This window comes from Mesobacillus zeae, from assembly GCF_003570705.1.
GTDB classification, from domain to species: domain Bacteria; phylum Bacillota; class Bacilli; order Bacillales; family Cytobacillaceae; genus Mesobacillus_C; species Mesobacillus_C zeae.
Window position 1 is genome coordinate 106,028 of sequence record NZ_QWVT01000008.1, and the last position, 26,209, is coordinate 132,236.

The 26,209-nt window shown below is 42.6% G+C and carries 31 protein-coding genes and 1 pseudogene; 23 read left to right on the forward strand and 9 right to left on the reverse strand.

Annotated elements, in window-relative coordinates; translation table 11 throughout:
- Positions 1 to 21: 21 nt before the first annotated feature.
- Positions 22 to 291 (reverse strand): annotated as a pseudogene (locus tag D1970_RS02920) (efflux RND transporter permease subunit); the annotation flags it as partial.
- A 156-nt stretch (positions 292 to 447) separates the two neighbouring features.
- On the opposite strand from D1970_RS02920, the gene D1970_RS02925 reads away from it, so the two are divergent.
- Positions 448 to 1,503 carry a YkvI family membrane protein gene (locus D1970_RS02925; protein ID WP_119111383.1) on the forward strand — a complete coding sequence of 352 codons (1,056 nt, stop codon included), beginning with the start codon at positions 448 to 450 and terminating at the stop codon, positions 1,501 to 1,503.
- A 57-nt stretch (positions 1,504 to 1,560) separates the two neighbouring features.
- Here D1970_RS02925 and D1970_RS02930 read toward each other — a convergent pair whose 3' ends face one another.
- Together D1970_RS02930 and D1970_RS02935 are read right to left on the reverse strand one after the other, a co-directional pair.
- Complete coding sequence (locus tag D1970_RS02930; protein ID WP_119111384.1) at positions 1,561 to 2,172, reverse strand: CPBP family intramembrane glutamic endopeptidase; 612 nt, start codon at positions 2,170 to 2,172, stop codon at positions 1,561 to 1,563.
- 238 nt (positions 2,173 to 2,410) lie between these two features.
- Positions 2,411 to 2,602, reverse strand: a complete 192-nt coding sequence (locus tag D1970_RS02935; RefSeq protein ID WP_119111385.1) for a YkvS family protein — start codon at positions 2,600 to 2,602, stop codon at positions 2,411 to 2,413.
- 316 nt (positions 2,603 to 2,918) lie between these two features.
- On the opposite strand from D1970_RS02935, the gene ykzS reads away from it, so the two are divergent.
- The 5 genes from ykzS (at position 2,919) to D1970_RS02955 (ending at position 6,523) form a co-directional block, all read left to right on the forward strand.
- Positions 2,919 to 3,113, forward strand: coding sequence for a protein YkzS (ykzS, locus tag D1970_RS02940; RefSeq protein WP_119111698.1), 195 nt, complete (start codon positions 2,919 to 2,921; stop codon positions 3,111 to 3,113).
- Positions 3,114 to 3,143: 30 nt separating this feature from the next.
- A complete protein-coding gene (locus tag D1970_RS22190) occupies positions 3,144 to 3,299 on the forward strand; it encodes a hypothetical protein (protein WP_181213282.1) in 156 nt (51 codons plus the stop codon).
- 116 nt (positions 3,300 to 3,415) lie between these two features.
- A complete protein-coding gene (locus tag D1970_RS02945) occupies positions 3,416 to 3,682 on the forward strand; it encodes a phosphocarrier protein HPr (protein WP_119111386.1) in 267 nt (88 codons plus the stop codon).
- On the forward strand, positions 3,682 to 5,397 hold the full coding sequence (ptsP, locus tag D1970_RS02950; RefSeq protein ID WP_119111387.1) for a phosphoenolpyruvate--protein phosphotransferase: 1,716 nt from the start codon (positions 3,682 to 3,684) through the stop codon (positions 5,395 to 5,397). The genes D1970_RS02945 and ptsP overlap by 1 nt, the downstream gene beginning before the upstream one ends.
- Before the next feature lie 247 nt (positions 5,398 to 5,644).
- On the forward strand, positions 5,645 to 6,523 hold the full coding sequence (locus tag D1970_RS02955) for an NAD(P)-dependent oxidoreductase (protein WP_119111388.1): 879 nt from the start codon (positions 5,645 to 5,647) through the stop codon (positions 6,521 to 6,523).
- A 103-nt stretch (positions 6,524 to 6,626) separates the two neighbouring features.
- Here the strand turns inward: D1970_RS02955 and D1970_RS02960 are convergent, their stop codons facing one another.
- Positions 6,627 to 7,775 (reverse strand): aminotransferase A, encoded by a 1,149-nt coding sequence (locus D1970_RS02960; protein ID WP_119111389.1) that lies wholly within the window; start codon positions 7,773 to 7,775, stop codon positions 6,627 to 6,629.
- A gap of 229 nt (positions 7,776 to 8,004) precedes the next feature.
- Between D1970_RS02960 and D1970_RS22745 the strand changes: the two genes are divergently transcribed.
- The 4 genes from D1970_RS22745 (at position 8,005) to D1970_RS02975 (ending at position 10,367) form a co-directional block, all read left to right on the forward strand.
- Positions 8,005 to 8,127 carry an RDD family protein gene (locus D1970_RS22745; protein WP_259339545.1) on the forward strand — a complete coding sequence of 41 codons (123 nt, stop codon included), beginning with the start codon at positions 8,005 to 8,007 and terminating at the stop codon, positions 8,125 to 8,127.
- A 71-nt stretch (positions 8,128 to 8,198) separates the two neighbouring features.
- The gene (locus tag D1970_RS02965) at positions 8,199 to 8,528 is read left to right on the forward strand and encodes an RDD family protein (protein ID WP_119111390.1); all 330 of its coding nucleotides are present in this window, start codon (positions 8,199 to 8,201) and stop codon (positions 8,526 to 8,528) included.
- A 114-nt stretch (positions 8,529 to 8,642) separates the two neighbouring features.
- Positions 8,643 to 9,155, forward strand: coding sequence for an RDD family protein (locus tag D1970_RS02970; protein WP_119111391.1), 513 nt, complete (start codon positions 8,643 to 8,645; stop codon positions 9,153 to 9,155).
- Positions 9,156 to 9,461: 306 nt separating this feature from the next.
- Complete coding sequence (locus D1970_RS02975; RefSeq protein WP_119111392.1) at positions 9,462 to 10,367, forward strand: chemotaxis protein; 906 nt, start codon at positions 9,462 to 9,464, stop codon at positions 10,365 to 10,367.
- Between the two features lie 72 nt (positions 10,368 to 10,439).
- Here the strand turns inward: D1970_RS02975 and D1970_RS02980 are convergent, their stop codons facing one another.
- Both D1970_RS02980 and D1970_RS02985 read right to left on the reverse strand, forming a co-directional pair.
- On the reverse strand, positions 10,440 to 10,904 hold the full coding sequence (locus D1970_RS02980) for a YkyB family protein (RefSeq protein ID WP_119111393.1): 465 nt from the start codon (positions 10,902 to 10,904) through the stop codon (positions 10,440 to 10,442).
- A 106-nt stretch (positions 10,905 to 11,010) separates the two neighbouring features.
- Positions 11,011 to 11,496, reverse strand: coding sequence for a L,D-transpeptidase family protein (locus D1970_RS02985; RefSeq protein WP_119111394.1), 486 nt, complete (start codon positions 11,494 to 11,496; stop codon positions 11,011 to 11,013).
- 239 nt (positions 11,497 to 11,735) lie between these two features.
- On the opposite strand from D1970_RS02985, the gene D1970_RS02990 reads away from it, so the two are divergent.
- Positions 11,736 to 13,838: a putative bifunctional diguanylate cyclase/phosphodiesterase gene (locus D1970_RS02990; protein ID WP_181213281.1), complete on the forward strand. Its 2,103-nt coding sequence runs from the start codon at positions 11,736 to 11,738 to the stop codon at positions 13,836 to 13,838.
- Between the two features lie 266 nt (positions 13,839 to 14,104).
- Here the strand turns inward: D1970_RS02990 and D1970_RS02995 are convergent, their stop codons facing one another.
- The gene (locus D1970_RS02995; RefSeq protein ID WP_119111395.1) at positions 14,105 to 14,995 is read right to left on the reverse strand and encodes a metallophosphoesterase; all 891 of its coding nucleotides are present in this window, start codon (positions 14,993 to 14,995) and stop codon (positions 14,105 to 14,107) included.
- 168 nt (positions 14,996 to 15,163) lie between these two features.
- Here D1970_RS02995 and D1970_RS03000 point away from each other — a divergent pair, with 168 nt between their 5' ends.
- A complete protein-coding gene (locus D1970_RS03000) occupies positions 15,164 to 15,376 on the forward strand; it encodes a hypothetical protein (RefSeq protein ID WP_119111396.1) in 213 nt (70 codons plus the stop codon).
- 31 nt (positions 15,377 to 15,407) lie between these two features.
- Here the strand turns inward: D1970_RS03000 and D1970_RS03005 are convergent, their stop codons facing one another.
- Positions 15,408 to 16,157: a C39 family peptidase gene (locus D1970_RS03005; RefSeq protein WP_246370098.1), complete on the reverse strand. Its 750-nt coding sequence runs from the start codon at positions 16,155 to 16,157 to the stop codon at positions 15,408 to 15,410.
- 168 nt (positions 16,158 to 16,325) lie between these two features.
- On the opposite strand from D1970_RS03005, the gene D1970_RS03010 reads away from it, so the two are divergent.
- The 3 genes from D1970_RS03010 (at position 16,326) to D1970_RS03020 (ending at position 18,726) form a co-directional block, all read left to right on the forward strand.
- Positions 16,326 to 17,552 (forward strand): EAL domain-containing protein, encoded by a 1,227-nt coding sequence (locus D1970_RS03010; RefSeq protein ID WP_310648609.1) that lies wholly within the window; start codon positions 16,326 to 16,328, stop codon positions 17,550 to 17,552.
- A 103-nt stretch (positions 17,553 to 17,655) separates the two neighbouring features.
- The gene (locus D1970_RS03015; RefSeq protein ID WP_119111397.1) at positions 17,656 to 17,892 is read left to right on the forward strand and encodes a hypothetical protein; all 237 of its coding nucleotides are present in this window, start codon (positions 17,656 to 17,658) and stop codon (positions 17,890 to 17,892) included.
- Positions 17,893 to 18,042: 150 nt separating this feature from the next.
- The gene (locus D1970_RS03020; protein ID WP_119111398.1) at positions 18,043 to 18,726 is read left to right on the forward strand and encodes a DUF3993 domain-containing protein; all 684 of its coding nucleotides are present in this window, start codon (positions 18,043 to 18,045) and stop codon (positions 18,724 to 18,726) included.
- 44 nt (positions 18,727 to 18,770) lie between these two features.
- On the opposite strand, the gene D1970_RS03025 is transcribed toward D1970_RS03020, so the two are convergent.
- Complete coding sequence (locus tag D1970_RS03025) at positions 18,771 to 19,013, reverse strand: glutaredoxin family protein (RefSeq protein ID WP_119111399.1); 243 nt, start codon at positions 19,011 to 19,013, stop codon at positions 18,771 to 18,773.
- A gap of 279 nt (positions 19,014 to 19,292) precedes the next feature.
- Here D1970_RS03025 and D1970_RS03030 point away from each other — a divergent pair, with 279 nt between their 5' ends.
- The 8 genes from D1970_RS03030 to D1970_RS03065 all read left to right on the forward strand — a co-directional run bounded on the left by D1970_RS03030 (position 19,293) and on the right by D1970_RS03065 (position 26,009).
- On the forward strand, positions 19,293 to 19,529 hold the full coding sequence (locus D1970_RS03030) for a YkuJ family protein (protein WP_119111400.1): 237 nt from the start codon (positions 19,293 to 19,295) through the stop codon (positions 19,527 to 19,529).
- Positions 19,530 to 19,660: 131 nt separating this feature from the next.
- Positions 19,661 to 20,104, forward strand: coding sequence for a cyclic-di-AMP-binding protein CbpB (gene cbpB, locus D1970_RS03035; RefSeq protein ID WP_119111702.1), 444 nt, complete (start codon positions 19,661 to 19,663; stop codon positions 20,102 to 20,104).
- Between the two features lie 147 nt (positions 20,105 to 20,251).
- Positions 20,252 to 21,688, forward strand: coding sequence for an MDR family MFS transporter (locus D1970_RS03040; protein WP_119111703.1), 1,437 nt, complete (start codon positions 20,252 to 20,254; stop codon positions 21,686 to 21,688).
- A gap of 49 nt (positions 21,689 to 21,737) precedes the next feature.
- Positions 21,738 to 22,625 carry a transcriptional regulator CcpC gene (ccpC, locus tag D1970_RS03045; protein WP_119111401.1) on the forward strand — a complete coding sequence of 296 codons (888 nt, stop codon included), beginning with the start codon at positions 21,738 to 21,740 and terminating at the stop codon, positions 22,623 to 22,625.
- Positions 22,626 to 22,703: 78 nt separating this feature from the next.
- Positions 22,704 to 23,414: a 2,3,4,5-tetrahydropyridine-2,6-dicarboxylate N-acetyltransferase gene (dapD, locus tag D1970_RS03050; RefSeq protein ID WP_119111402.1), complete on the forward strand. Its 711-nt coding sequence runs from the start codon at positions 22,704 to 22,706 to the stop codon at positions 23,412 to 23,414.
- An 84-nt stretch (positions 23,415 to 23,498) separates the two neighbouring features.
- A complete protein-coding gene (locus D1970_RS03055; RefSeq protein ID WP_119111403.1) occupies positions 23,499 to 24,623 on the forward strand; it encodes an N-acetyldiaminopimelate deacetylase in 1,125 nt (374 codons plus the stop codon).
- A gap of 312 nt (positions 24,624 to 24,935) precedes the next feature.
- The gene (locus D1970_RS03060; RefSeq protein ID WP_119111404.1) at positions 24,936 to 25,478 is read left to right on the forward strand and encodes a peroxiredoxin; all 543 of its coding nucleotides are present in this window, start codon (positions 24,936 to 24,938) and stop codon (positions 25,476 to 25,478) included.
- A gap of 75 nt (positions 25,479 to 25,553) precedes the next feature.
- Positions 25,554 to 26,009, forward strand: a complete 456-nt coding sequence (locus D1970_RS03065) for a TlpA family protein disulfide reductase (protein ID WP_119111405.1) — start codon at positions 25,554 to 25,556, stop codon at positions 26,007 to 26,009.
- The last annotated feature ends 200 nt before the right edge of the window (positions 26,010 to 26,209 follow it).

The window sequence follows — 26,209 nt, forward strand, 5'->3', positions numbered from 1 at the left end:
AAAATGCAGGGCCTTTTCTTTCTAGCGATGTTGAGGTCTCTCTTTTTTCACCTGTCTGTAGAAAAATAGTTCATAGATGACTGGAATCAGTATCAAAGTCAAAATGGTGGATGACGTCAGGCCGCCACTGACGGTGATGGCCAGCCCTTTTGAAATGAGTGTAGAAGCAGTCAGCGCGAGAGGAATCAATGCTGCAATTGTAGCGAATGCCGTCATTAAGATTTGCCTTAGCCTTGTTTTACCGGCTTCTAACAGCGCTTCGCGAACCGCCATCCTTTTTTGAGTCTTGTCTGACTTTGACTAACTTTGACGATTTAACATTATTATAATTTGACCTTCTTTGACTTTCGATATTTCCGCTTTGTTATATATTTCCTTTTTTCTTTTGAAAAAAGCTCGTCATGGTTTGTCCGAGTCTACATATATTGGTACAGGGGAGGGAGTTGCGTGAAGATTGACTGGAGGGCAGCCTTTCAAATTGCTGCCGTTTACATTGGGACGGTAGTGGGTGCCGGCTTTGCAACAGGCAGAGAAATTGTTGAGTTCTTCTCCCGTTTTGGCTTATACGGCCTTGGGGGAATACTGATTGCCGGCTATTTGCTTATTTTTTTAGGGTCACAGCTGCTTAGGGTTGCTGCTTTTATTGGAGCGTCCTCCTATGAGCAGTTTAATGAATACTTATTCGGAAAGTTGTTTGGAAGGTTAATCAATCTATTGATGTTTTTAATGCTGATTGGTGTAGGGGCGGTCATGCTGTCAGGAGCTGGTGCTGTGTTTGAAGAACAGCTGGGGATGTCCAAACATACAGGTGTTTTCATTACGCTCTTGTTGACTGCAGCTGTAATGGCCGTAGGAATGAAGGGGCTTTTTGCTGTCAATGTCTTTGTAGTTCCGATGATGATTATTTTCAGCTTTATCCTGCTGTATTTTTCGATGCAGCTGCCAAATGTACTTTCAAATGTCGCAAAAATGAGTGAGTCGGCAAAATGGTGGGAAGTGATCTTCTCCCCTGTTTCCTACACGGCGTTTAATCTATCGCTGGCCCAGGCTGTCCTGGTGCCTGTTGCAGCCGAGATAAAGAATGACAGGACTTTGAAGTGGGGGGGCATACTTGGGGGGCTTGGATTAACAGTGATCCTTTTGTCCAGCCACCTGACGCTTGTTATGCTGCCAGAGATTGAAGCATACGAAATACCAATGGCTGTCATCATGAAAGATTTGGCTCCGGGTTTGTACTGGGTATTTCTTGTCATCATCTATGGGGAAATTTTTACTTCGATTATAGGCAATATGTTTGGATTGGACAGACAGATACAGGGATATGTGAGAGTTCCAAGGCTTCTTACTGTTACAGCGATTTTCATTGTTTCCTATGTAATCAGCATGGTCAATTACGGTACGCTGCTTTCGTATTTATATCCGATATTTGGTTATATCAGCATTATTTTTGTCATTTTCCTATGGATGAAACCACTTCCGGCAGCAGGAGGCAGGAGAAAATAAGAATAGAAAATGCAGGAAGGGCAGCCTTGACGGCTGCCCTATTTTCAATGCTGTTGTTTACCGTAAAGGAAACAGAATAAATAGTAATAGATCGAAAACAATATGTGAAATCACAACAAGAGGGATGCTCCTCTTCCAAGCATATAAGGAACCCCATACCAAGCCAGCAACGAGCGCTGCAAGCATTAAGGCGGTTTGTCCGGAGTAAAAATGGACAGAGGCATACATCAATGCTGAAACCAAAATGCTAGTTGATGCATTTGCGCTTTCAAGAATCCTCTTTTGTATAAAACCACGCCAAAAAATTTCTTCTCCTGGAGCAATGATTAAAATCAAGACAATATAGTGCCACGCCAGTTCTGGTGAAAACCATCGGTACAGCTTCGTGATTTGCCGATCCAGAGGCAATCCTGTCCAGTCAACCACTAAGTTTCCTGCCCAAAAGAGAAGAAAAAGTGCAGTTCCCGACAAAATGCCGATTGTAAAATAAGAGAGGGCTGGAAGGTTGTCATCGATTGATTCATGGATGATTGAGAAGCTTATCAAAATCAGCATCGAAGCCGTAAAAATGTACCAGAATACTGTTTTATCTTCAAAAGTAAAAAATAGCAGAAGATGCGCGATCACAAACCCTAAATAGAAACGGCGATCGGTCACCCAATTTCCCATTGCACTAACCCCTTTCAACAAACACCAATAATTGTACCAGATTTTACGGGGAGATAGGAAGGAAATCCTTTCTTTCCCTTGATCAATCTGCAGCTGAAAGGAGAAGTTTGAACAAAAAGTGAAAAAAGAGAGTAAAAATGGTGCCGCTTTCAACCAAATGGATGGAGGTCTGCTGGCACCATCATTATTACCCGGGAGTGGTGGCTGTTTTCCTGCGAGAAAACGAGTCACATTAAACCTAATTAAAGGCAGTTTCTTTAATAACTTTATAGTTTTTATGATTAATAACCGTTCTTTGATCTAATTCTAAATCTCTGTAATTATCCATATAGGTTAAATCAACAATTACAGAGTTTTCATTCACCTTTTCAACAATGCCCCGTAAACCTTCCTTGAATTCTATCACGTTTCCCACTTGTGCTTTTTTCAAAGGTTCTCTCTCCTATCCTTCAAATTGGAACTACTTCAAAGTTTGCACTAAAATTATTCGGAGGTAAAGACTATCTGGGTGTTTTGGCGTTTGTTCACAGAGTTATCGGTTTTTTCCAAAGCGGAAATTATTAATAAAATAACGAAAATTGCCTCATTAATCAATAGGTAAATGAACTTTTTTAAAAAAAAAAGGAATTTTATTGAATTTTTTATGCGATTCCATGTTAAAAACAGACTAAAGCATGTCTGATTGCTGGAATTAGGGACTGAATATCATTAGAATGGAGACATCTAACAGCATGGGAGTGAAAGTCATGGATCAAGAGGAAATTCGTACTATCCTAGACCGTTTAAAAAACGGTGAACTCACTGAATACTATGTGACAAGGGACGTTTTTCTATTGTTTCGAGAAGTTCTTGTAAATAGGGAAGACTTTAAACATTTTCGGGGAGTGGCACAGCGGGGTGGAGATGTCCTTTATCGTTACAGTGATGTCGAACGGAGCTAGAAATCATAATTGTGGTTGAAGGAAAGGTCAATGAAAGCGCTTAAGGGAAAAAACTCCGCAAATCCGACAAAAACCGAGCCGTTTTTCATTGTCTGCGCCAGGACAACATGCTATTCTTTTGATAATGATGCCAGTCATCTGATGACCTTAAATGAAGGAAGCGATTTCCAAAAATTAATTGTGTGAGCAAACAAGCAAAAGGGTAAAATAATAAATATTATTTTGCACTTTCACACAAAAGGTTGAATCCGGCATCATTTTCATAACTAACATTATTAATAATAAAAGGAGTTTGATCCATTATGGCTGAAAAGAAATTTAAAGTAATTGCTGAAACAGGTATACATGCACGTCCCGCTACTTTGCTTGTGCAAGCAGCAAGCAAGTTTGATTCCGAAATCCAGCTTCAGTATAAAGAGAAGAAAGTGAACCTGAAATCTATTATGGGTGTTATGTCTCTTGGGATTGGCCAGGGTGCAGAGATTACTGTATCTGCGGAAGGCAGCGATGAGGCTGACGCAATGAACACGATTGAAGAGACTTTGAAGAGGGAAGGTCTAGCAGAATAATGAGCTTTCTAAAAGGTATTGCTGCCTCAAACGGCATTGCCATTGCTAAGGCTTACAGGCTTGTTGAACCAGATTTTTCTTTTGAAAAACGGACAGTGGATTCTCCTGAAGAAGAAAGCGTGCGCTTTCAGGGAGCACTGGAAACAGCCCAATCCGAGCTTGAAACAATCCGTGACCGTGCAATGGAAGAACTCGGTGCAGACAAGGCTGCGATTTTTGATGCTCATCTTCTTGTTTTAAGAGACCCGGAGCTAGTTTCTCCAATTGAAGAAAAGATTAAGAGCGAAAGCATCAATGCAGAAACTGCTTTAAAAGAAACAGCAGATATGTTTATCAGCATGTTTGAATCGATGGACAATGAGTACATGAAAGAAAGGGCCGCAGATATCCGGGATGTGACAAAGCGTATTCTGTCACACCTCCTAGGTGTCCAAATCCCTAATCCAAGCATGGTGGCAGAGGAAGTCATCATCGTGGCGGAAGACCTGACCCCTTCCGATACAGCTCAGCTCAACCGCAACTTTGTGAAGGGTTTTACAACCAATATCGGCGGGAGGACATCCCATTCAGCCATTATGGCTCGCTCAATGGAAATTCCAGCTGTTGTCGGCACAAAGACGGCAACTGAAGAGATCAGCAATGGCGACATTGTTGTTGTTGATGGAATGAATGGTGAGGTCCACATCAATCCAGCTTCCGAGCTGCTTGATCAGTACAGGAAAGTCCAGGAAGACTATGCGAAGCAAAAGGCTGAATGGGCGAAGCTTGTCAATGAAAAGACAGTGACAGCGGATGGTATTCATGTAGAGCTTGCAGCAAATATCGGAACCCCGAAGGATTTAAAAGGTGTGCGGGAAAACGGCGGCGAAGGAATAGGACTTTATCGTACTGAGTTCCTCTATATGGACAGAGACCAGCTTCCGACCGAGGAAGAACAGTATGAATCGTACAAAGCTGTTCTCGAGGGAATGGAAGGGAAGCCTGTAGTGGTAAGAACGCTTGATATCGGTGGTGATAAAGAGCTGCCATATTTGAATCTTCCAAAAGAAATGAACCCGTTCCTTGGCTACCGAGCTATCCGGCTCTGCCTTGATGAACAGGATATTTTCCGGACACAGCTGCGTGCACTCCTGCGCGCAAGTATCCACGGAAACCTGAAAATTATGTTCCCGATGATTGCTACGCTTGCAGAATTCCGCGAAGCAAAAGCGATTCTAGAAGAAGAAAAGCAAGGACTTGCCGCTAAAGGGATAAAGGTTGCCGAGTCCATCGAACTGGGCATCATGGTAGAAATTCCATCTACAGCAGTACTTGCAGACCAGTTTGCAAAAGAAGTGGATTTCTTCAGCATAGGCACCAATGATCTCATCCAGTATACAATGGCAGCAGATCGAATGAACCAGCAGGTCAGCTACCTCTATCAGCCATATAATCCAGCGATTCTTCGCCTTGTGAAAATGGTAATTGATGCAGCCCACAAAGAGGGTAAATGGGCAGGCATGTGTGGAGAAATGGCAGGAGATGAGACTGCAATCCCTGTACTTTTAGGCCTTGGTCTTGATGAATTCTCAATGAGCGCTTCTTCCGTCTTGAAGGCACGTTCGCTTATCCGTAACTTAAACAAGGCAGATATGGAAAGTCTCGCTGAAAAAGTGCTTGAAATGGGTACTTCTGAAGAAGTTGTAGAGGCTGTGAATGCAGCTACACTTTCGTAACATAAATGTAATATAAGTTTTTGTTTGGAGTTGTGTTTGGCGGGTATAAAAAAATAAGCACTTTGGTAAGACTGAAGGTAAGCAAATCATTCTCATTTTCCCCCAGACTTTGCCGGCTGTTTTAAACAGCCGGCCTTTTTATTGTCTTTTTTTCTGACTGAATTTTCAGGATACCAGACATGCTTTGTTGCAGTAAATTCGTTTATAATTGATTTATAGGATATTTTTTTAGAAAGAAGGAAAAAGAATGCTGACAAAAGAAAATACGGTGATTGGTTTTATTGGGACAGGCGTTATGGGAAATAGCATGGCTGGGCATTTATTAAGGGCTGGCTTTCCTCTGGTTGTGTATACGAGAACAAAGGAAAAAGCGTTAGGATTGATCGAACAGGGAGCTGAATGGGCTGGTTCACCGAGGGAAGTTGCCCAGAAGGCAAACGTGATTATTACGATTGTCGGATATCCAAACGATGTGGAGGAAGTGTATCTAGGCAATGAAGGGCTCATTACAAATGGCAGGGAGAATACATATTTGATTGATATGACCACTTCCACGCCTACACTTGCCGAGAAGTTGCATGGAGCGGCAAAAGCTAAACAAATGCATGCGATCGATGCGCCAGTTTCCGGCGGTGATATTGGGGCGAAAGAAGCAAGGCTGAGCATCATGGCCGGCGGTGAACGGGAAGCCTTCGATGCAGTGAAACCAATATTGCAAATCCTGGGACCGAATGTCATCTACCAGGGCAAGGCTGGAGCGGGACAACATACAAAGATGTGCAATCAAATCGTTATTGCCTCGACAATGATCGGGGTAGCAGAGTCAATGGTTTATGCCAATAAAGCGGGCCTGGATCCTGAAAAAGTACTTGCTACGATATCATCAGGAGCAGCAGGAAGTTGGTCATTGTCCAATCTTGCCCCAAGAATGATCAACGGCGATTTTGAACCAGGCTTTTATATTAAACATTTTATCAAGGATATGAACATTGCCCTTGCGGAAGCTGAAAAAATGGGGATGGAAGCGCCTGGGTTAGCGCTCGCCCGTTCTCTTTACGGTGAACTTGCTAATGATGGTGAAGAAAACGGTGGTACTCAGGCGATTTACAAGTACTGGAAGGAGTAAATTGAGGTTTGTTTATGTGCCGGACCAATAAATAAAATCCTGCAGACTTCGTAAGAAGAACTGCAGGATTTTTATGTCATTCAGTTTTTTAAATTAACACTTATCACTGACTCTTCAAATAGGATTTAAGCCTGTCTAGCCCCTGTGTCAGTGTTTCCATACTATAAGCGAAGGAAAGGCGAAAGTAGCCTTCCCCGAAGCGGGAAAATGCGCTGCCAGGCACGACTGCTACACCTGCCTCTTTAACAAGTGAGAGGGCAAAATCAAAAGAGTTTACTCCTGCAAAAGGAATTTTCACGAAAAAGTAAAAGGCTCCATCAGGCTTGATGACATCAAGCCCCATATCTTCAAGTCTGTCGAATACATAATCTCTTCTTGCTGCATATTCCATCCTCATTTCTTCCGGATCATCGATGCCGGCTGTCAGGGCATCTAATGCCGCCGCCTGAGAGATAGAGGAAGCGCAGGTGACATTGTACTGATGTACTTTTAATAGGTGCTTTGACACGGCTTCTGGTGCAAACAGCATCCCGATTCTCCACCCGGTCATTGAATGTGACTTTGATAGTCCATTGATGACAATCGATTGTTCCTTTAAAAATGATGCAATAGATACATGCGGCTCTCCATAAGACAGCTCACTGTAAATTTCGTCTGCTAGGATAAAGATATCCTTTCCTCTTACAAGATCAGCAATTTCCTTCAGTTCCTGCTCGTTCAGGCTGATTCCGGTAGGATTAGATGGATAGGGTATGACAATGCACCGCGTTTTTTCTGACAAATATTTTTTGATCACATCAGCTGTCATTCGAAAACCATTTTCACGAAGATCCGCATGAACCGGAATCGCGCCGCAAAGGGTAATGATGGGTTCGTAGCCAGGATAGACCGGCCCAGGCAATATTACTTCGGAGCTTTCGTCCAGGATGGTCCGAAATGAAATGTCAATTGCTTCACTCGCACCGACAGTGATAATCGTTTCTGTCTCTGGTGAATACGATACCCCATATTTCTTGCTGTAAAAATCAGCTGCGGCTTTCCTTAAATCGTGATTCCCCGCATTATGCGTATAGGTAGTCTTGTTTTCATCAATCGCTCTTTTTCCAGCTTCCCTCACATGCGCTGGTGTTAAAAAATCAGGCTGGCCGATGGTCAAGGAAATGGTTCCTTCCATATCAGCAACCATATTGTAAAATTTTCTGATCCCCGAAATTTCAATTTGTTTTACTCTTCTATTGATCAAATGTTCCACAATAAGCTACCTCCAGTTATGATGAATTCATTTTACCATGAGATGGACAGAACAGCCGAAGCAAATGGCTATAAATTTAGAAAGCAAAATTTCGAAATCACGACACGATTTAGACACAACTTTTGGTATAATAGGATCGATTTCCTGATTGTCATACTGTAAGTGTCTAAACTAGCTAAATACAAATGGTTCAAGACGATTGCTGTTAAGGAAGAAGAGGGGGATGCAAATGCAGACAAATATAGAGCAAACAGCAATGATACATGAGAAAGAAAAATACGGTGGCTTTTGGATTCGCACTGCTGCTGCCCTGATTGATTTAATTATATTAGGAATACCCTTATCAATTTAGTAGCTCTTCCTCTAGGACGCTATTTTTTTACATTAGAGGAAATAAAGATAAATACAGAGGATCCTGATTTTATGTTTATGCTGCTGGGCATTCTGCCAATGTGGTTATTTTATGGGATTCTTTACTTGTCGCTGGTCTTTATAGTGTGTAATTTTGTTAGCTCATTATATTTTTCCATTCTCCATTGTTCGAAGTGGCAGGCCACGATTGGGAAAAAACTGCTTGAATTGAAGATGACGGATTATGAAGGCCGCAAAATCTCCTTCTGGAGAGCGTCTGGCCGTCAATTCGCGACAGTCTTATCGTACTTACTGTTGTTTGGATACATCATGGCTGGTTTTACAGCAAAAAAACAGTCTTTACATGACCTTATTGCAAGGACCTTGGTCATTAAAAGATAAAGGTTTATCAGAAAGATTAATGTAAAGAATTTTTCACGAATCCAACGCAAAACTTCATAATTATTGGTATAATAGGATGTGTTTTCCGTTTTCAACAACAAGGGGGGAGTTTGTATGGAACTCAATTTAAACGAGTCAGTTTCTTTAGAAGAAAGGAAATACGGTGGATTCTGGATCCGGGTGGCTGCGTATTTGGTTGATTATATTATTGTGTCGATACCGATGAGCATCGTCTTTTTCCTGTTATTCTCCACACTATCCAGTGAGTCGCTTGACCTGTTAATGAATCCCGAATTAGCAACAAGCCAACTTATGCTAGAACAAGCTATTTTTGAACTATTTGGTGTTTTTGCGATAGTTTGGCTTATCTGCATGTTCATTTCCATCCTTTATTTTGCAGGTATGCATGCTTCGAAGGTACAGGGTACTGTAGGGAAGATGCTGCTTGGATTGAAAGTGACAGATTATGAAGGCAACAGAATATCATTTTGGAGAGGGCTAGGCCGCTATTTTGCTATGTATCTCTCTTCTGTTATTTTCATGATTGGCTTTATTATGGCTGGAGTGACTGAAAAGAAGCAGGGACTGCACGATCTTATTGCGAGCACGCTTGTAGTTAAGAAATAGTTAGGTAATACATTGAACAAATCTAGACAGGGGCAGCTTTATTCAATGTGGAAGAGCAACATGGAGTCTTTGGAAACGCGTTATAACAGCTATCATAAATTATCATTAATTATCATCTGATAATGATACCGATAGGAATGACAGTGCTTTTCCTAACTATCGAATTTTATTTCACGTACTCTAGTCATCAAACCTCAAAAGCTTGGGCGTAAAACGTCCGGGCTTTTCTTTTTTTTTTAATAGAGTATTCTTTTTCCAGTTGTTCGTGCTATAGTTTAATCAGAAAAAAAAGGGGGCACACATAATATGGATTCTTCAAAAGGGATTCTCCTTGAAAGCGGTACGAACGAGCTCGAAATCGTCGAGTTTGGCGTAGGGAAAAATAAATTTGCCATTAATGTCATGAAAGTGAAGGAAATTATTAATCCTGCAAAAGTCGTTTCACTTCCCCATTCTCATAAGTTCATAGAAGGAATCATTGAACTGAGGGGAGAAGTTCTCCCCGTTATCGATGTTGCAGCAGCTCTCGGTTTTGCGCCATCAGGTCAGCCAGAGAGTGATAAATTTATCGTAGCTGAGTTTAATCAGCAGAAAACTGTTTTTCATGTTCATCAAGTGACACAAATTCATCGGATTTCCTGGAGCCAGATTGAAAAGCCGTCAGACATGTACAGCGGACTTGAAAGTCAGGTCATTGGTGTCATAAAGCTTGAGGAGGACATGGTTCTGTTCCTAGACTTCGAAAAGATTCTGCATGACATTAACCCAGAGTCAGGCATCAATGTTGAAGAAGTCAGGAAATTAGGAGACAGGGAACGTTCTTCAAAACGTCTTGTGGTAGCCGAAGACTCGACAATGCTCAGGAAATTGCTTCATGATACACTGCTTGAGGCCGGATACGCTAATGTGGAATTTTTTGAAAATGGAAAAGACGCCATTGCTTTTCTTGAAGGCCTAGCTGAAGACGGCAAAGATGCTTCTGATGAGGTGAATCTGGTCATTACTGATATAGAAATGCCTCAAATGGACGGGCATCATCTGACAAAAAGAATTAAAGAGCATCCAAGTTTATCCAAGCTTCCGGTCGTTATTTTTTCCTCCCTGATTACACATGATCTCATGCACAAAGGCAGTATGGTAGGGGCGGATGCGCAAATCAGCAAGCCGGAAATTGGTCTGCTTGTCCAGAAAATTGATGAACTGGTTTTATAGATCTTACATGATTTTCATATAACAACACAAAAGCGGCCTGCTTGGCCGCTTTTTGAATCCGATTAATCATTATTAAAAAAAACTCTCGCCCAATTTTTTGAAGACAGGTTTCTGGTACTGCTTTTTTTGCGGGCCGGGATTACTTTCATCCTTAAGCCCGGTATATGTAATAAGCAGTTTTTTTGCCTGTGTCAGTGAAACACTGGCCTTTGGGTTTCTTACTGCCTGGTCAAGCTTTCCAAGATGAGGAAGTTCCTCGAAATCTTTTTTACTTGGCGGTATATGGAAGGTGTAATTCCCGCACATCACAAGTACATCGGATTGCTGCTGGCTGTATTTCGGATTTTGGGAAAAGTGCAGTCCCACTTTCTTTGCCTTCCCTTCCTTAAGGAGCTTTTTCAGTGCTTCATGCTTCAATGAGTATAAGTATTTGGGATTCGTCGCAGTCTTTGCATGCCGGTTTACAATGAAGATGGCCTGGGAGAGGTTTTCGATAGTCGGGCGAATCGGGGTTTGCCGGTTCCTGTCGCTGTTCAATGGTCAGGCTCCTTTCGATTTTTCAGAAGTGAAGTACAAGGATATTATACCCTTTTTCCCCAAGTAAAAAAACCGAAGCTTTTAATAACATGTTTTTTTGAGTAATTTAAGGCCGAATTATGGTCAAGGTTCCATTCGGTATGATTCTAGCGAGCTCAAGAACATCTTTGTTATACATTCTTATACAGCCTTTAGAGACGGATTGTCCTATTGAAGAAGGTTTATTTGTACCGTGAATTCCGTACCCCCGCTTGGACAAGGAAAGCCACATGGCACCAAAAGGACCGCCAGGATTAGGCTCACGGTTTACAATAATAAAGGTTCCGAAAGGAGTTCTTGTAAGCATTTTTCCAGTTGCGATAGGGTAAGTTTTGAATACTTTTCCATTCCGGAAAATAGTCAGTTTTTTGCGGCTTACGGAGACAAGTATCGAGAAGGGAATGGATGAAGGTTCAGGAAGTCCCGGAATAACGATAGCCTGGCCGGGAATGATCGGTTTCCCTCTGTTTGCTGCAATGATTTCACTTTGGCTCCGGCGGAAATCGGCAGAGAGAGAAGCTAGGGTTTCGCCTCGTTTTACGATATGGATCATGCCATCCATCCTTTCTTTTTCAAACAAAAGACTGCATATAACCATTATATGTTCTTGTTGAAATTTCTTTCCTCAAACCTTAAGGGATAGCCGATTGATGATCAAGAGTGAAGAATCCATGTAATCTTTCTGAAATTTGTTAAAAAAAGTCTCCGCTCAACCGATGATTAAAGTAAACGCAATAATATTAATCTACCATTAGAAGTCTAATCGCTTTTGTGGCATGAGGATGGATTTAAATGGCGCATACAGGACAGTCTATTGAAGAAAAGGTTTCTAGTGAAACTAGCTTTTTGGAACAGATGATTTTTAATATTATTTTTAAACATATAAAAGACCTTGTTTTTATTATGGAGAGGATAGAGAAGAGGGAAGGCCAAAGTTTCAGGTACGTCTTTGCCAATAAAAATGCCCTTCTCCATGCAGGTATGTCAGCCCAGTGTCTTGGCAAAACCCTTGAGGAAGTTTTGCCGCCCGAAAAGGCAGAATTACTGCACAATCAATACAGGAGGGCCGCGGAGAGCGGAAACGCAGTCAGCTTCTTTGACGAGATGCAAGGTGAAAATCACAAGAAGGTTTTTGGAGAATCCATTCTTACTCCAGTAAGGGACGTTAAGGGAGATATCCGTTATGTTGTCGCTGTTACGAGGGATGTAACGGAAGCGCATAAAGAAAAGAAACTCCTGGATGAAAGCGAGCAGAAATATAGATCCATTGTAGATCATAGTCTTGATGCAGTCTTTTCTGTCGACCTGAATGGAAATATACTTGATGTAAACCCTGCAGCAAATAAGATGACAGGGTTTTCCGCACAACATCTTCAGAGGATGGAAATATCGAGCCTTCTACATCCAGAGGATCATCCGGCATTCCGAAAAATGATGTTTCATACGAAATTCGGTATAGCGATGGAATCATTTGACTGCAGGTTTGTGAATAGACAAATCCATTATTTTTCCGTCCAAATCAAAACAGTTCCCATTGTTATCAATACCGAAATAACAGGCATCTATGTCATTGCAAGAGATATTTCCGAGCAAGCCAAAACAGCAGAGATTATCAAGTTCATGGCGTTTCATGACCAGCTTACAGGACTCCTGAACAGGCGAGCGCTTCTGGAAGACTTGGGTGCATTGATAGAAAAAACAAAACGGCAGGATATGGTGTTTTCCCTGCTTTCGATTGATCTTGACCGCTTTAAATATTTGAATGATACGCTCGGCCATTTGGCGGGAGACCATATTCTTAAACAGGTTGCCGCGAGGATTTCTTGCATTCAAGCTGCCGATTCCATGGTATATCGCCAGGGTGGGGACGAATTTATCGTATTGCTGAAAGAATCTTCAAGGAAAGAGGCAGGCGCCTTTGCCCAAAAGCTATTAGCAGGTTTTGCTGATTCTTTTTACTTTGACTCGCAGGAGTACTATATTTCTCCAAGCATTGGTATCAGCGTCTTTCCACATGACGGCAAAGATGCGGAGACCCTCATCAAAAATGCTAACGAAGCGCTATACCGCGTCAAAGAAAAAGGAAAGGCGCATTTTCAGTTTTACCGTTCGGATATGAAAATGATGAATGTGAATATAGTTGCGCTTGAGATGCAGCTCCGCAAAGCTGTGGAGCGGGGCGAGTTTAACCTTCATTACCAGCCGCAGGTCAATCTTCAGACAAAAGAAGTGAACAGCATGGAAGCGCTTCTCCGCTGGAATAACCAGGAGCTGGGGTCCGTTCCTCCATCGGAGTTTATCCCTGTTGCGGAGGATACCGGGCTTATCATCCCGATAGGAAATTGGGTTATTCATGAAGCATGCAGACAAATAAGCGAGTGGAGAAGAGCTACGGAAAAGGGAGTAAGGGTGGCGGTCAATATTTCGCCTAAACAATTCCTTCAGCCGGACCTTGTGACCATCATCGAGAAATCTATCAATGCGTTCCGAATACCTGCTCATCTCCTGGAAATTGAAATAACTGAAGGGGCAATGCAGGATACGAAGGAGACAATACCGATTTTGAAAAAACTGAAGAAATTGGGTCTTACTATTTCAGTGGATGATTTTGGGACAGGATATTCTTCCCTTAATTATTTGAAACAATTTCCTATCGATATTTTAAAAATTGATCAGTCCTTTGTCCGCGATATTCCGGAGAGCGAAAAAGATGCAGCAATCACTTCCACCATTATCCACCTGGCTAGGAGCCTGGGACTTGAAGTAATTGCCGAAGGAGTGGAAGAAAGAAGCCAGGCGGAATTTTTGGAACGGGGAAATTGCGATAAGGCCCAGGGCTATTATTTTGCCAAGCCCATGCCTGCAAGCAGTGCAGAAAAAATGATATATAAATAGAAAAGAGGATGCGCCCGTAAAGCGCCGTATGGACTGGAGCACACCGGCACGAGATAAGGCGAATCTTCAATCAGCGGATGCTTTTGTCGCTGATTGTTAGATGAGCCGATCGGGCTTTTACGGGCAGTTGGGAACCTACTGCCCGTTAATGCGCGATAAAGGAAACACGAAGAGCGAAGCGATTCGATGTTGACTTATAACTCTAAGAGCGCGCAAGTCCAGTGCGCAGCGCCTTACTGGGACATAAAGAGAAAAGCAGCTGAATTTCAGCTGCTTTTCTCTTTATGTCCGGAAGGTTTTCGCAATGTCAGTAACGTCAACTCCGGACGTGAAAGAAAGCGGAACGGCATTCTGGTGGTTCCCAGCCCTCGGCTGACATACAGGGTCATTGGCGCATCCTGTCCAACAGAATAAAATCCTTCTGTATACTTTGTGGCAAATGGTGGAGTAATGAGTGGGCCGTAGAATGGAATTTTGACTTGCCCACCGTGGCTATGGCCACTTACCTGCAGTTGAATACCGTATTGAAATGCATTGTCAGCAAGATCCGGTGCGTGGGACATAAGAATGGTGAATTCCTGTTCAGGAATATTTGCAACCGCTGTTCTAATGTCAGGTTTTCCAAGCATAGCATCGTCAATACCCGCTACCCAGATGGAACTGCCATCGAGGAGCTTAACCGACCTTGATTCATTTAATAGAAGGGTGAATCCGGAAGCTTCAATAATATTTTTATATAAGCCTGATCCATACCCTCCATGGTCATGGTTCCCATAAACCGCGAATTTTCCAAGAGGAGCTTTTAATCGGCCTAGTTCTGAAATAATTGCTTTTTCTTCCGAAAAGCTTTGCGGGTTATCAAGCAAGTCTCCTGCAAATAAAATCATGTCGGGCTTTAAGCTCATCACAGTGTCAGTCAGCTTGGATAATTGTTTCAAGTCATACTGGAAGCCTAGATGTGTATCACTGAATACAGCGATACGGATTCCGTCAAACCCTTGCGGCAAATTCTTTTTCTTGACATCATGCCTGACAGTTTCAAGGAAGCGAGGTTCAATATTCCTTGCATAATAATAACCCCCAGTGCCTGTGCCAACAATGGCGAGCATGCTTGTTGATATTTTTCTCAGGAAGGATCTTCGTGTCATCTTAGGCATAAACGTACCAACCCATCATTCTGAATTCTTTATATATACTAGCAGACAGACAAGGAAAAAAGAAGAGGCGTTTGACTTAAGGACTTTGGAAGAAGATGTTTCCATTATTCTCACGAGGGAATAGTTACCTTATAAAATAGTACGAGATTTACAAAGGAGATATTCGCTATGCATGATTCGAAGCGTATGGAAATAGGATGGATACCAATAAAGACAGGGAAAATTAAAATAAGGGTATATGGCTTTGCTGCTGCCGGAACTGAAGGGACAGTGACAGCTGAGCTGAATGGAGTGACAACTGCTGCAAGAGGTTATATTAGAAAGCGTACAATTATCCGCGCTATATCCAAGCTCCATTACTCTTTGCAAAAAAAAGAATGATAACAGCGGGCTGCTTGCCCGCTGTTTTTCATTACTCATGGTAGCTGACAGCTCTTGACTGGAGTGCTTTCCATGATGCAATAAAGCGTTGCTTACCGACTTTTGCCTGCTTTTGACCGGAAAGAGGATCATTAATGTAAACAAAGTTTTGATCATGGCCAACAAGAACAACAGCATGGAGATCCAATGGAGTTCGAATAGCTGATTCTCCGTGCTGCCATGCCTCCCAGCGGTCTGGCAGTCCATAATCTCCTGTAGTCCATACAACAGCGGGATACCCCCTGGATACATGCATTAATACTTCATTGAATTCTTTTCCAGTCAGATTAACAGATTGCTCTGGCAAGTATTGTTCGAGAAGATGGGCCAACGGTTTGTCAAATACTGCATAACCCGCTTCCTTGCCAGTCATGTCACCAACAAAACCATGCTCAGGGTTTCCCCAGCGGGAAATGTCACCTGTAGAAGTTCTGTGAATAGGCTCCGGGTCCTTAGGTAGTTTTTGGTACAGTTCCATTTTGTCCACATTCTTCCCAGCATAGCTAAGAAGCATCGCAAGGCTTGTCACTTCACAGCCGTATTTAAGTTCAGGGTTTTGTTTTATCAAAGGCACATCCAGTAAAACAGTGCTGGGCACCATGCTTTTTGGTTTTTGTTTCGTTAATTCAGACGAAATATGTTGTGATTTGGCAAGAGGTTCAGACCCTTTTTCAATATGGGAGGGATCTTGGCAAAAGCCTATTAAAAAGGGCATCATGATTAAACCCATAACTGCTTTCAAGTTAAACATCCTTTCATTGGGCTTTACCGTTAGTTTCTGTAGAATCCTTTCGTTCATTAGAGCCTGTTAATGGCAAAAATGACATCCGCACAGTGGAAAAAGGTGATAAAATAAATACATCTTGATTTACAGTATTTATTTTTAGCAACTGAAAGAAGTGAGATGGGGGTGTTGTCTTTGTTGGATGCGTTGGACATCATGGCCGGGATTGACCGAGTTTATCCGGTCTTCCAGCCTATCTTCAGCGCGGATGAGCACCGTGTGATTGGCTATGAAATACTGGGAAGATTCAAGCTGGAGGATAAGTCTGTCAGCCTTGGTTCTTTCTTTCAGGATGAGCAGGTTCCTGTGGAATTTCGGCTTGAAGCTGATCTAGCCATAGTAAACATAGCCTTTAAAAAAGCTCTTCAGCTTGAGGATCATATCCTTTTGTTTATTAATCGCGATGCAGAGATGCTCATGGCTGATACGGAAGAAAAACTGCTTAAGCTAATCCTCTCTTATGAGAAAAAAGGGATCAGCCCAAGCAGGATTGTGCTCGAAATTTCAGAACGAAACTCAATGGGGGAAGCAGGAGGACTAGAGCATATCCTTAATTATTACCGGGCATATGGTGTCAAAATCGCTATAGATAAGCTGGGAACGGATAGTAGCAACTTGGATCAAATCAATATGCTTGAACCGGATATTCTGAAAGTCGACCTAGATGCCCTCGGGAATGTCGCGATTGGTCCCGCTTATCAGGATATTTTGTACTCCCTTTCCCTTCTTGCAAGAAAGATTGGGGCGAATCTCCTATTTGAGAGCATTGAGACAGTTTTTCAGCTTCAGTTTGCATGGAAGAATGGCGGCAGGTATTACCAAGGTTACTATTTAAAGGAACCCTCTGCCGATTTCGTAACGGGGGAAGTGTTAAAGAATCAGTTGAAAGAAGAGTGCCATTCGTTTATCATCTCCGAAAAGAAAAAGATTGAGCGGCTATTTATTCTTACATCAGATTTGAATCGAAAGTTACAGGAATTGACAATGAAATACCGAAAACAGAAGGACGATACTCAGCTGCTTCCCTTGATTGGGAAAGAGCTGGATGGAATGGCATTCAGGATGTATATATGTGACGAAGATGGATTCCAGGACCTGCCTAATTTGGTTGAAAATAGGGGTTCGTGGATATTCCATCATGAGCATAATCGGAAAAACTGGAGCTGGCGGCCGTATTTTCTGGAAAACATCTTCAAAATGCGGAGTGAGAAAAGAGGTTTTCTATCCGATCGGTATAATGATATTGAATCAGGGGAAACGATTCGTACCTTTTCGTATCCAATTGGACAAGAAAGATATTTATTTATTGACTTGTCCCCGGCTTTCCTTAATGCAAGAGAAGAACTGTTTTAAACTGAGAACCTGTTGTTTATAGCCAGGAATATTTTTGTGTATAGAAAAAGAGAGGAAGTGCAATTTATAAGTAAACGAACTGAAAGAGATGGAGGGAATCCAAATGAGCGAGTATATGTCCATTCTCACGTTTATTTCCATCGGCTTTTTACTTGTCGGTCTCTTCTATACATCGAGGGTAGTCGCTGTGCAAAAAAAAGCAAAAGGCAATCTTGATGAAAGCATCCCGGAAAAAGTGCAGGAAAGACCTTATGTAAGGAATCCAGTTTTTCTATCCTACTTCCTATTTTTTTTAATCGCGATCTTGTTCATTGTTTATTCTGCTTTAGTCACTCGTTAGTGATGGCCCCGTTCCGGTACCGGGGCTTTTTCATTTTAAAGTGATTATTTACTTCAATGTGTTTTTGGAAAAGCAACAAGGGTAAACAAGATATTAATGGTGGACAAACTTTAACAAACCGTTAATTTTATTTGCGAAGGAGGGGATGAAATGATTAAACGTCTGGCATTGTTACCACTTGTTTATTGTTGCCTGCTCTTGCTCATTCCGGCGGCTGCTTCTGCAGACAATGATCTCCATAGCAGAGCAGATGTAGTCGGATTTCTGGAAAAAGCTTCTGAAACCCAGATTTCTTTAAGCGAAAAAGATATGTCTCTTGATGAGATGAAACAGTCTCTCAGCCATTATTTTACAGATTCTTATCAGCAGCTTTTCTTAAAGGAGAATGCAGTCAAGGCAGGGGGAAAATACCGGATATATGGATCGGACTTTGCCCCGTATTACATTCCTTTTAAAGCGATTTCGGATCCTGCAAAAATTACACGCTTTGATGGAAACATTTATGTAGTGGAGTATTTCAAGGCAAGAGGCGAAGGTCCGGTCAGCTATGAGGACCATTATGAAGCCATCCGTCTTACTCAAGAGGGCGGAATGTGGAAGGTATCGGATTATTACAGTGAAAACGTCCCTGAAGAAGTCATCAAAAATGCATACTCCGAGAAAGCAAAAAACAAACCTAAAGCGAAAGCTTCAAAGCAGAAAAAACTGGGGAATGCCGTGAGCGGCCAGCAGTCAGTAGAAATGTTTTTAAAAAAGCAGCCGTTTCTGTTGGAAGAAGTAAGGAAACCCTTTTCCAGGCAATTTGAAAAAAATATAGGCTTAATCATATTATAAAAAACCTTGAAGGGCGTACAGCCCTTCTTTTTGCGTTCTATTTACTAATTCCCCTGAATTCCAAGGGCGTCCATGAGACGGGGAAGATCAAAGCCTGTAAAGATTTGGTCTTGTATAATCACAGCGGGGGTAGATAAGATTCCGTATTGTTCCGTGAGTTCTTTCTTCGCTGAAGGGTCGGATGTTATGTTTTTTTCAGTGAAGTCCACGCCATGATCCTGAAGGAACCACTTTACGATTTTACAGGGCGGACAATCATCTTGTGTAAATACGGTAACAGTTGTCAAATTACTCTCCTCCGTTTAATTATGTAACTACTGACATATCGCAGTCTACGGTCCCGATTTCAATCTGCAATTGTGCGGATTTGTCAAGTGAACAAAAAATTTCACTCACTGTACAAGCTTTTGCTTGTACAATTGCCTCTCGTTATTTTATTCTGTAAGTATTGGCATGTAAAGAAATAGAGCAAGAATATTCAGATTGCATTTGATGCGGATAGAAACATGTCAACAGAGAAACCTTATTGGTAACTTGATTGTTTTTGCTTTGAAAGGAGAGGAATTATGTCACAGCTTCAAGGAATTATAACCAGGCTGAAAAGCCTTCAAGAGCAAGCGGCCAGCGGGGAACCAGCACAGCGCTTTTTTGAAGTGAATGGTGAAAGGAAATGCCAGGTCACTTATCATCCAAAAACTGAAATATATGAGCTGGAAGTATACAATGAAAAAGAAAAGCCGAAGAAATACCAGTTCGACAATATCGATATGATTACGATTGAAATTTTCGATCTCATCCAGTAGGAAAATAAAGGAGCCGCAAATCGGCTCCTTTATTTTTTTCATGGGATGAGGAGGGAGTGAATCAGGGCAATCTCATTGGAAATATGATAAAATGGGTTGGATTGAAATTCATTTTAGGGAGTTTTTCAAAGATGTTTAGCCTATATAGCGGAGAATTTTTGCAAGTTAGCATCAAGGATTTGATGATTCCATCAGAACGTGTTGCCCACGTGCAGGTTGGAAACAGTCTTGAGCATGCACTTCTCGTATTGACAAAGAGCGGTTACACCGCCATTCCCGTACTTGATCCTCATTACCGCCTTCATGGGCTGATTAGTACGCCGATCATAATGGACAGCATACTCGGTCTTGAAAGGATTGAATTCGAACTCCTAGAAGAAAAACGTGTAGAGGAAGCAATGAATACAGATATCCCGAGAATTAATAGCGGCTCAACGATACAGTCATCTATAAGCCATCTGGTTGATCATCCATTTTTGTGTGTGGAAGACAGCAATGGATATTTTGACGGAATTTTAACAAGGCGGTCACTCCTGCAAGAATTGGAGAAACTCGCTAACCAGCCTAAGGGTTAATACAGTAAAGTAAAGCCCCCGTTGCAGGGGGCTGAATTTTTGAGCTTAGAGATTGAGGTGGCAGGTTTGCAGCAAAATTATTTACGAAAAGAACTTCCCGGACAGGGTAAAAAAGTGACAAGAAAACCGCTTGTACTCGCCTCTGTCATGCTCGCCATGTTCATGGGAGCTATTGAGGCAACAATTGTATCGACAGCGATGCCGGCAATTGTAGGGGATCTTGGGGGCTTTGCCCATTACAGCTGGGTGTTTTCAGCCTATCTGCTGATGAACTCCGTCACTGTTCTGATATATGGCAAGCTGTCGGATTTGTTTGGAAGAAAACCGATCCTTACATTCGGCATTACGATCTTTTTGATTGGTTCAATATTATGCGGAATGGCTGAATCAATGCAAATGCTGATTATTTTCAGGCTTATCCAGGGGATTGGTGCAGGCGCTGTTATGCCAGTGGCAACAACCATTGTCGGAGATATATACAGCAAGGAAGAAAGGGCAAAGATACAGGGGTACTTATCCAGCGTATGGGGCATTTCTGCCATCATGGGGCCCGCAATCGGCGGGTTGCTTGTAGAATTTGTCAGCTGGCGGTTTGTTTTTTGGGTTAACATTCCTCTAGGGGTGCTGGCGATTTTAGGGGTGTGGCTGTTTCTGCATGAAAATGTGGAAAAGAAGAAGCACAGCATCGATTATGTTGGAGCTGTACTGCTGACATTGTCCATCAGTACCTTTATGTTCCTCCTTGTAGAGGGAGGAGTCCAATTTTCTTGGCTTTCAGCAAAAGCTCTCGTGCTTCTTGCCGTAAGCTTTGCTGCTTTTTTTCTGTTTGTACTTCAGGAGCAGAGAGCAGTCGAGCCAATGATGCCATTTAGTATCTGGAAAGAAAAATCCATTTTCATTGCCAATATGACTTCTCTTTCAACAGGAGTGATGCTGATAGGTATATCAAGTTTCCTGCCAGCCTTCGTCCAGGGTGTTATGGAGCGTTCCCCTATCGTTGCTGGTTTTACACTCACCGCCATGTCAATAGGCTGGCCGATTGCATCAACCATTTCAGGAAGGCTGCTCCTTAATATTGGCTATCGCAAGACCTGTATCGCCGGCGGTTTAGCCTTAATCGCAGGGAGCCTCATGTTTGCCACTCTGACTCCGGAAGCAGGTCCGCTTTGGGCTGCAGCAGGCTCATTCTTGATCGGTATTGGCATGGGGCTGACGAGCACAGCTTTTATCGTATCAATCCAAAGTACGGTGTCCTGGCAGCAGAGGGGTATAGCTACTGCAGCGAATATGTTTATGAGAAATCTTGGAAACACGATTGGTGCCGCCCTTCTTGGCGGAATATTGAACAGCAGAATTAAGGCGTATTTTGATGCAAATCCAGTCCAGGGCGGGAGCGATGTTTCGGTTGACTCTGTTAATCTCCTCCTTAATGAAAAGGAAAGGGCCGCCATGGCTGAAAGTGTTAGAGCAGTACTCCAGGAAGGTCTTACTGGGGCCCTGCATGCAGTGTATATTGTTGTCTTAGTATTTGCTTTGGCAAGCATGCTGCTTATTGCTTGTTTGCCCAAAAACGAGAAGAATTAAAAGTTGACTGAAACAAAACCAATCTATTGACTCAGGGGGGGGGAAGCTGTTGTCCTCGTTGTCAGAGTTTCACCTGTTGTCGGTGCTGGGCCAGGAAATGAACATGCGCAAAGCTGCTGAACGTCTGTTTGTCTCGCAGCCGGCATTATCCCAAAGACTGCAAAATATTGAAAAGTCCTGGGGGGAAAAGCTGTTCATCAGGTCCCAAAAGGGACTTTCCCTGACACCGGCTGGAGAGCTTGTCATTCAGTTTGCCAACGAGATGCTCGTAAAGGAAGAAAAAGTCCGCGAGTCGGTCTCGGCACTGAATGATGAAGTCCATGGTACCTTGAAGATAGCAGTGGCCTCTATTGTCGGTCAAAACTGGCTGCCGCAAGTGCTGAAGAAATTCGTGGGGAAATATCCCCAGGCGAAAATCTCACTCATCACTGGCTGGAGCAGTGAAATAGCAAGGGCCTTGTATGATGATGAAGTCCATATTGGCATTATCAGGGGGACACCCGATTGGAAAGGGGTTAAGATGCATTTGTTCAAGGATAGCCTATTCCTTGTCGACACGGAAATTACCCGTCCCGAACAAATGCTTGAAACTGACCGCCCATTTATCCAATTCAAGAGTGATTCGAATTATTACCAGGAAATCCAGGATTGGTGGCTCAGGAATTTCCAGGCTGCACCAAAACGAACCATTATTGTGGATCAGATTGAGACATGTAAGCAAATGACGTTCAATGGCATCGGTTATGCGATTCTCCCTGAAATCACCCTGAATGGAGGGGAAGGGGATATCTTTAAAATTCCTCTTCTGGATGAGCATGGGGAACTTATCAAGCGGGATACATGGCTGCTGGGATACGAATCTGCGTTTCAGCTGAAGCAGGTTCAAGCATTTATTGAGATTGTTAAAGAGCATATTGAGGAAACAGGCAAAAGCTAGGACAGTTTGTTCTTGTTTTCAGCGCTTTTGTCTGATAAAGTAATTTTAGCCAAATACATAAAATGGAGGTTAATACGAATGAAAATGATGGATGCGAATGAAATTATTTCTTTTATTCAAAACAGCAAGAAAGCGACTCCGGTCAAGGTTTATATAAAGGGAAACCTCGAGGGAATCGATTTTGGTTCTTCCTCCAAAACCTTTATAAATGGAAACAGCGGTGTTGTTTTCGGTGAGTGGCAGGAGCTTAGCGAGGCTATTGATTCCAATAAGGAACTTATCGAAGATTATGTCGTGGAGAATGACCGTAGAAACTCTGCCATTCCTCTCCTTGATATGAAAAATATCAAAGCAAGGATTGAGCCAGGTGCTTTAATCAGGGAACAAGTAGAAATCGGTGATAATGCAGTCATAATGATGGGAGCCGTTATTAATATTGGCTCGGTCATTGGTGAGGGCACAATGATCGACATGAATGCAATCCTTGGCGGCAGGGCAACTGTGGGTAAGAACTGCCATGTCGGTGCAGGAGCAGTCTTGGCAGGCGTTATTGAGCCGCCTTCTGCAAAGCCGGTTTTCGTTGAAGATGATGTTGTAATTGGAGCGAATGCAGTTATTCTTGAAGGAGTCCAGGTTGGGAAAGGCGCGGTTGTAGCAGCGGGTGCAGTTGTCGTTGATGATGTACCACCTAACACGGTTGTTGCCGGAATCCCTGCGAGGGTCATTAAGGAAATTGATGAAAAGACAAAATCGAAAACTGAAATAAAGCAGGAACTGCGCCAGCTGTAAGCTGCTGCATGAATACTGAAGCGTGGATATACCATCATCCACGCTTTCTTTTTATTCATTTATGAACAGGGGAGGAAAGCATCAATGGAATTGCACCCTTTTGCAGAAATTAGAAGGAGTCTTCATCAAATACCGGAACTTGGCTTCCAGGAATATAAGACCCAAGCCTTTATATTAAATTACCTGCAGTCGCTCGAACAGGAGAAATTGGAGATCAAGCTGTGGAAAACCGGGATTTTTGTCAAAATCAAGGGCATAAACCCCGTTAAAACAATCGGCTACCGAGCCGATATGGATGGTCTTCCAATAAAGGAAGAGACAGGCCTTACTTACAGTTCAACACATGAAGGGAAAATGCATGCTTGCGGCCATGATTTTCATATGAGCATTGCCCTTGGTTTAATCTCTCACTTTACAGCGAATCCAGTTAATGATCACCTCTTGTTCATTTTTCAGCCTGCTGAAGAAGGACCTGGAGGCGCCGAGCCGATGCTAAAGTCAGACATTATGAAAGAATGGAAGCCCGATATGGTCATGGCTCTCCATATTGCCCCAGAGTATCCTGCAGGGACAATTGCGACAAAGGAAGGACTTTTATTCGCAAATACATCTGAGCTGTTCATCGACCTGAAAGGGAAAGGCGGCCATGCAGCAAGACCTCACGAGGCTAACGATATGATTATTGCAGCCTGTATGCTAATCACCCAGCTCCAGACAGTCATATCAAGAAATGTAGATCCGCTTGACAGTGCGGTATTGACAATAGGAAAACTGACAGCGGGCACTGTCCAGAATATCATTGCCGAAACTGCCAGGATAGAAGGTACTATCAGGACACTTTCCGGGGAATCAATGGTAAGAGTCAAGGAAAGGCTTCAGTCCATTGTCTCAGGGATTGAAACAGGGTACAGCTGCGAGGCTATAATCGATTATGGAGCAATGTATCATCAGGTATATAACGACCCTGCGCTTTCAAGAGAGTTTATCGACTTTGCCGGCCTCCAGGAGGAAATTGAGGTGGTAGAGTGCGGAGAGGCTATGACAGGTGAAGACTTTGGCTATATGCTGAAAGAAATACCGGGTTTCATGTTCTGGCTCGGTGTCGGTTCCGATTATGGGCTTCATCACTCAAAGCTGAATCCCGACGAGAAAGCGATTGAAACAGCCATTTCCCTATCAGCAAGCTATATAGAGCATAAGAGCAGTTGACCGGAAGCTTCTTCTTTCCGGCTGGCTGCCCTTGCTCTTTTCAGAGCCTTATTGCTTTGAAAAATGATTATTACATGATAGACTTTAAATGAAAATGGAATATTTACCATATGTTTTTGAATGTTTACAAACAAGCTTGCAAGGGGAATAAAGGTAGAGAGGTTTTTTTGTGATGAGATTATAATTACTTTTTAATTAAATTAATTATAATTTAATATTGACTATATTTTAAGTGGTCGATATAATAAAGAAGAGATAACCGATAAGACGCTTCGGCGTTCTTATTAATATAAGCAATGGAGGGATTTAAACATGCCAGAACGCATGGTAGGAAAACAAGCACCGCGTTTCGCAATGGACGCAGTAATGCCTAATAAGGAATTTGGAAAAGTAAGTCTTGAGGAAAACATGAAAAATGATAAGTGGACTGTGTTATTCTTCTACCCAATGGATTTCACTTTTGTCTGCCCAACTGAAATTACTGCAATGTCAGATCGTTATGATGAGTTTGAAGATTTGGATGCTGAAGTAATTGGTGTTTCCACAGATACAATCCATACTCACCTTGCTTGGATCAAAACAGATCGCAAGGAGAACGGCATTGGTGATCTTAAATATCCGCTTGCTGCTGATACAAACCATGTTGTTGCGCGTGAGTATGGCGTCCTGATTGAGGAAGAAGGCATTGCTCTCCGCGGCCTGTTCATCATTAATCCTGAAGGCGAAATGATGTATTCTGTCGTTAACCACAACAATATCGGCCGCGATGTCGATGAAACTCTTCGTGTTCTCCAGGCGCTTCAAACTGGCGGACTCTGCCCAGCTAACTGGAAACCTGGACAAGCTACACTTTAAGCAAGATATTCAATAAAGACCTAACCTATTGTTAGGTCTTTATTTTGATAAACAGACAAGGAGTGTGTATCATATATGAAACTTCGAGAGCCAATGCCAGAATTGAGCGGTGCAGTTGAGTGGTTGAATGGAGAAGTAACAAGGGAAGAATTGATCGGGGAAAAACCGACATTGATACACTTCTGGTCCATAAGCTGCCATCTTTGCAAAGAAGCAATGCCGCAGGTTAACGAATTCCGTGACCGTTTTCAAGGAAAGTTAAACGTGGTGGCTGTCCATATGCCACGGTCGGAAAATGACCTTGATCTTGAAGAAATCAAGAAGGTAGCCGGTGAGCATGGAATTGAGCAGCCAATCTTTGTGGACAGTGAGCATAAGTTGACAAATGCTTTTGAAAATCAGTATGTTCCAGCTTATTATGTGTTTGATAGAGAAGGGAAGCTCCGCCATTTCCAGGCAGGGGGAAGCGGAATGAAAATGCTTGAGAAACGTGTTAACAGGGTACTAGATGAAACTGAGAAAAGCGAATAACAAAAGGCCGGCCCAAAAAGGCCGGCCTTTTTAAATAGGCGCCGCGTGTCAAGGTGGTATGAGCGATCAGTGGTAAGAGGTTTTCCGGTTAGTATCAAAGGGTATGGCAAAAAGAGCAGGACACAGCTACATTAAGTAGTTATATGTGAAAATAATCACAAAATATTTTGGGAATGAGTCAGTCCGGATTAAAATAGGAA